We start from the raw sequence: 3,799 nt of genomic DNA, 5'->3' as shown, positions 1-3,799 counted from the left end.
GCCCTTCTGTGTGCGACGTCGAGCCCGTGTGCGACGTCGTGCGGCCCGGCCGACGGGTTCCGGCCGACGGGTTCAGTCGAGCAGGTCCAGCACCGGGCGCAGGCCGTCCGGGCGGTCCGCCGCGGGCAGATGGTCGACGAAGTGGACCGCGCAGCCCAGCGCGGCGGCGCCGCCGTCTGCGGTCCGGTCGTCGCCCACCATCAGCACCCGGGCCGGATCCTGGCCCAGCGCCTCGCACGCCGTACGGAACAGCCGGGGGTCGGGCTTCTGCACACCGTGTTCGTACGACAGGACGTAGGTGTCGACGAACGGGTCCAGACCGTGTGCCCGGAACACCGGACGCAGGTCCCAGCCGATGTTGCTCACCACGCCCACCGCGACGCCGCGCGCGTGCAGCGCCGCCAGCACCTCGCAGGCATCCGGATACGGCTGCCAGGCGGCCGGTGTCATGTGGCGGTCGTACAGCGCGTCGTGCAGCCGGTCGTGGGGGAGCCGCACCTGGCGGGAGAGACCCGTGTACGCCGCACGGTGCAGCTCCGTGCTCTGGTCGCGGATCGCCCACGACCCGGCCAGCGCGGGCGGCACCCGGAGCGGCGGGGCGCCGCCGGGCAGTGCCCCGGCCTCCTCCAGCAGCGCCGCGTACCGGTCCAGGTCCCCGTCGTCCAGGTCCCCGCCGAGCACCGCACCCACCCAGGAGCGGGTCGGCTCGACGCGCAGCAGCGTGCCGGAGAAGTCGAAGAGCACGGCTTTGATCGTCATGCCGGGATCATCCCCGCGGTGCGGTCCGCTGCGCGTAAAGGGCGGCCGAGAACAGCACCACCGCCACTCCGAGCAGCCACCCGCCGAGGACGTCGGAGAACCAGTGCACGCCGAGATACAGACGGGTGAATCCGACACCGACGGCCGAGACCACTCCCACGGCCAGCAGTGCCACCCGCGCCGCGCGTGATGCTCCGTACAGCCACAGCAGCCACAGCAGAAGACCGAAAGTGACCGTTGCTGTCATCGCATGACCGGAAGGGAAGGCAGCATAATGAGCGGAATCGACCGGGTCGGGCCACTGTGGACGCTCGCGCCCGACAGCGGCCTTGAACACCTGTTGTACGAGCGCGCCGACCGCACTCGTCACCGCGATCCACAGGGCGAGCACCCGGTCACCGCGCAGCAGCAGCCAGCAGAAGACCACCGCCACCACCGCCCGCATCGCCCACGGGTCCCACACCCAGTCGGACAGGATCCGCTGGGCCTGCGTGGTCCCCGGATCGTCCACCGCCGAGCGGTGCAGTCCGCTCGCCACATCGCCGTCGAAGGTGAGCAGCGGCCCCCACCCGGCGGCCACCAGGGCCAGCAGCACCGCGAACGAGACGGTGAGCAGGGTGCCTGCGAGGAGTACGGGCGGGCGGAGGTGCGGGGCGGGTCCGGGGGAGGGCATGGGGTGATCCTTGCCGACCTGCGGCGGGTCAAGCCAGGCGGGGCGATTTATCCGAGCGCGCTGAGTCCCGGTACGAACGCCACCACCAGCGGTACGACGGGCACCAGCGCCGACGCCGCCGTCAGCCGCAGCCGGCGGGCCGGACTGAGCCTGGGGACCGGGGCCAGCAGCCGGTTCACCCGCTGCGGAAGACCCGCGTCCGGTGTCGGGCACGGGCCGAACACGCCACGGTGCTCGTTGAGTTCGACCAGCGCGAGCGCCGTCGTCAGCCGGCCGAACCGCCGGGACGCCATGTCGTCGGCGGCCAGCTCGACCAGCCGGTGCATCTCGTCGCGGAACGCGGCGAACACCGGGATCTGCGGGAAACCGTTCGCCAGCGCTCCCGAACAGTGCAGCAGCCAGTCGTGCCTGGCCCGGGCGTGTCCCTGCTCGTGGGCCACCACCGCGTCCAGCTGGCGCCCCTTGAGGCGGCGCAGGGCGGCGGTGGTGATGACCAGCCGGGGCTCGGTCCCGGGCAGCCACCAGGCGTCCGGCCGCTCCTCCTCCAGTACGACGAGACGGTCTCCGCCCTGCTGCGCCGTGTCCTGCGGCTCCTCGCCCGGCAGCACCGGCGCCCGCACCAGCAGCTCCGCACGGCGCTGCCTGCGCCCCGAGCGGGCCCGGTGGACCTCCCGGGTCAGCATCGCGCCCGTCCACACCCCGCAGCCGGCCAGGACGACCGCGAGGATCGCCGACCACGGGCCGGACGCGCCGAAGGCGTACGCCTCGACGACACCGCGCGGCGCGGACGCGAAGACGTGTCCCCGCACCAAGTGCCAGGCGGCTGCGGCACTGAACGTCATGGCGAGCGCGAAGCACAGCAACACCGCACCCACCACGCACTGCCACATCCACAGCGCGACCACGGGTTCCCGTTCCCGCCAGTCGGTGGCCGCGAGCAGACGCGGAGCCGTCACGGCGGTCAGCAGGCCGAGCAGCAGCAGCGCCAGGGAGACCATCATGGGCCCAGCCTATGAGGGCGGCACCGCACCCGGGTACGGGAGCGGACGGGGAAGTGACGTACGACTCACCCGTCCTCGGCGCGCTTCCGTCGCGGCCTCACAGGGCCAGCAGCATGGTGAGCATCCCCAATGCCATGGACAGGCGGCAGGCGAGCGCGAGTTCGGGGCGGGCACCCCAGGTGAGCGTGGCGCCCGACGGCGTCGCCGCGGCAGGCAGCGGGATCAGCCGCGCCCCCACCCGCAGCACGTACACCACGTAGTACGCCAGCAGCACCCCGGTCAGCAGCGGCACCCCGCCCGCCGCCACGGGCCCGTGCCCCGCATGGCCCCCCGCGCCGCCGGGAGCCATGGCCACCGCCATGTACACCATCGCGGCGGATCCGATCAGATGGTGCAGATGAGGGGAGCCGCGGACGCCGCCGCGGACCCACCACAGTGCCCGCAGCGCCGCCGCGCCGAACACCGCCGCGTACACCACCCCACTCCAGTCCGGCGGGGCGAACACGGTGGCGGGCACCGCCATCACCGCCATCCCCAGACCCATCAGCGCCTCGCCCCGGGCGACCCCGCGCTCCGTCCTCGGCCCGCTGCGCATCCGCAGCAGGCAGTACGCACTCGTCACCCCGCACAGCGCCACCAGCAGCCAGCCGGACATCGCCGCTCCGTGCACGGCGTACCTCCTGTTCGGGTCCACCACGACTTGTCGACAGGTCGAGGAGTCGATGCCCGCAATGGCCGGGGCGCACGCATGCGCAACGGCACACGGGGGGAGCACGGGCCGCGCGGCCGTGGCACGGGCCGCCGGACAGGCTCTAGGCTCGGACGGCTTCGCCGTCGTACAGAGCTCGTGTACCGACACTCGTACAGAACAGAACAGAAAGAACAGAGGGGCACCTGCACCATGGACACCACTTCGCGCCCGGCCCCCGGGGAACTCGTCTTCCGCGACGCCGTCGAGAGCGACACGGAGGAGCTCGTCGCGCTCGTCGAGTCCGCCTACCGCGGTGACAGCAGCCGTGCGGGCTGGACCACCGAGGCCGACCTCCTGGAAGGTCAGCGCACGGATCCCGAGGGCGTCCTCGGCCTCGTCAACGACCCCGACAGCCGCCTGCTCGCCGTCGAGCGCGACGGGGAGCTGGTCGCCTGCTGCCAGCTCGAACACCGGGGAGAGATCGCCTACTTCGGGATGTTCGCGGTACGCCCCGGGGCCCAGGGCGGCGGCCTCGGCAAGGTGATCATCGCGGAGGCGGAGCGCCTGGTGCGGGAGGCGTGGCAGGTGCGCGAGATGCACATGACCGTGATCTCGGTGCGCGACGACCTCATCGCCTGGTACGAGCGCAGGGGCTACCGCCGTACGGGAAGGATG

The 3,799-nt window shown here is 72.8% G+C and carries 5 protein-coding genes; 1 reads left to right on the top strand and 4 read right to left on the bottom strand.

Annotation, left to right across the window (positions count from 1 at the left end; all coding sequences use genetic code 11):
- Window positions 1-72: 72 nt before the first annotated feature.
- The 4 genes from ACWGIG_RS37685 to ACWGIG_RS37670 all read right to left on the bottom strand — a co-directional run bounded on the left by ACWGIG_RS37685 (window position 73) and on the right by ACWGIG_RS37670 (window position 3,103).
- Complete coding sequence (locus tag ACWGIG_RS37685) at window positions 73-753, bottom strand: HAD family hydrolase (protein ID WP_453326233.1); 681 nt, start codon at window positions 751-753, stop codon at window positions 73-75.
- A 13-nt stretch (window positions 754-766) separates the two neighbouring features.
- Entirely contained in the window at window positions 767-1,432 is a 666-nt protein-coding gene (locus ACWGIG_RS37680) for a phosphatase PAP2 family protein (protein WP_453326232.1), read from the bottom strand.
- Between the two features lie 47 nt (window positions 1,433-1,479).
- The gene (locus tag ACWGIG_RS37675) at window positions 1,480-2,433 is read right to left on the bottom strand and encodes a M56 family metallopeptidase (RefSeq protein ID WP_453326231.1); all 954 of its coding nucleotides are present in this window, start codon (window positions 2,431-2,433) and stop codon (window positions 1,480-1,482) included.
- Between the two features lie 97 nt (window positions 2,434-2,530).
- Entirely contained in the window at window positions 2,531-3,103 is a 573-nt protein-coding gene (locus tag ACWGIG_RS37670) for a DUF5134 domain-containing protein (RefSeq protein WP_453326230.1), read from the bottom strand.
- A gap of 231 nt (window positions 3,104-3,334) precedes the next feature.
- Here ACWGIG_RS37670 and ACWGIG_RS37665 point away from each other — a divergent pair.
- Window positions 3,335-3,799: GNAT family N-acetyltransferase (locus ACWGIG_RS37665; RefSeq protein WP_453326229.1), on the top strand; the 465-nt coding region annotated here is incomplete at its 3' end.

The organism is Streptomyces sp. NPDC054863, assembly GCF_053610825.1.
Note: the sequence above shows the minus strand (reverse complement) of the source record. Positions and strands in the feature narration are given on the sequence as shown.

Excerpts from the sequence above, each read along its gene's own strand:
- ACWGIG_RS37680 (WP_453326232.1), bottom strand. The coding sequence starts at position 1,432 with ATGCCCTCCCCCGGACCCGCCCCGCACCTCCGCCCGCCCGTACTCCTC.
- ACWGIG_RS37675 (WP_453326231.1), bottom strand. The coding sequence starts at position 2,433 with ATGATGGTCTCCCTGGCGCTGCTGCTGCTCGGCCTGCTGACCGCCGTG.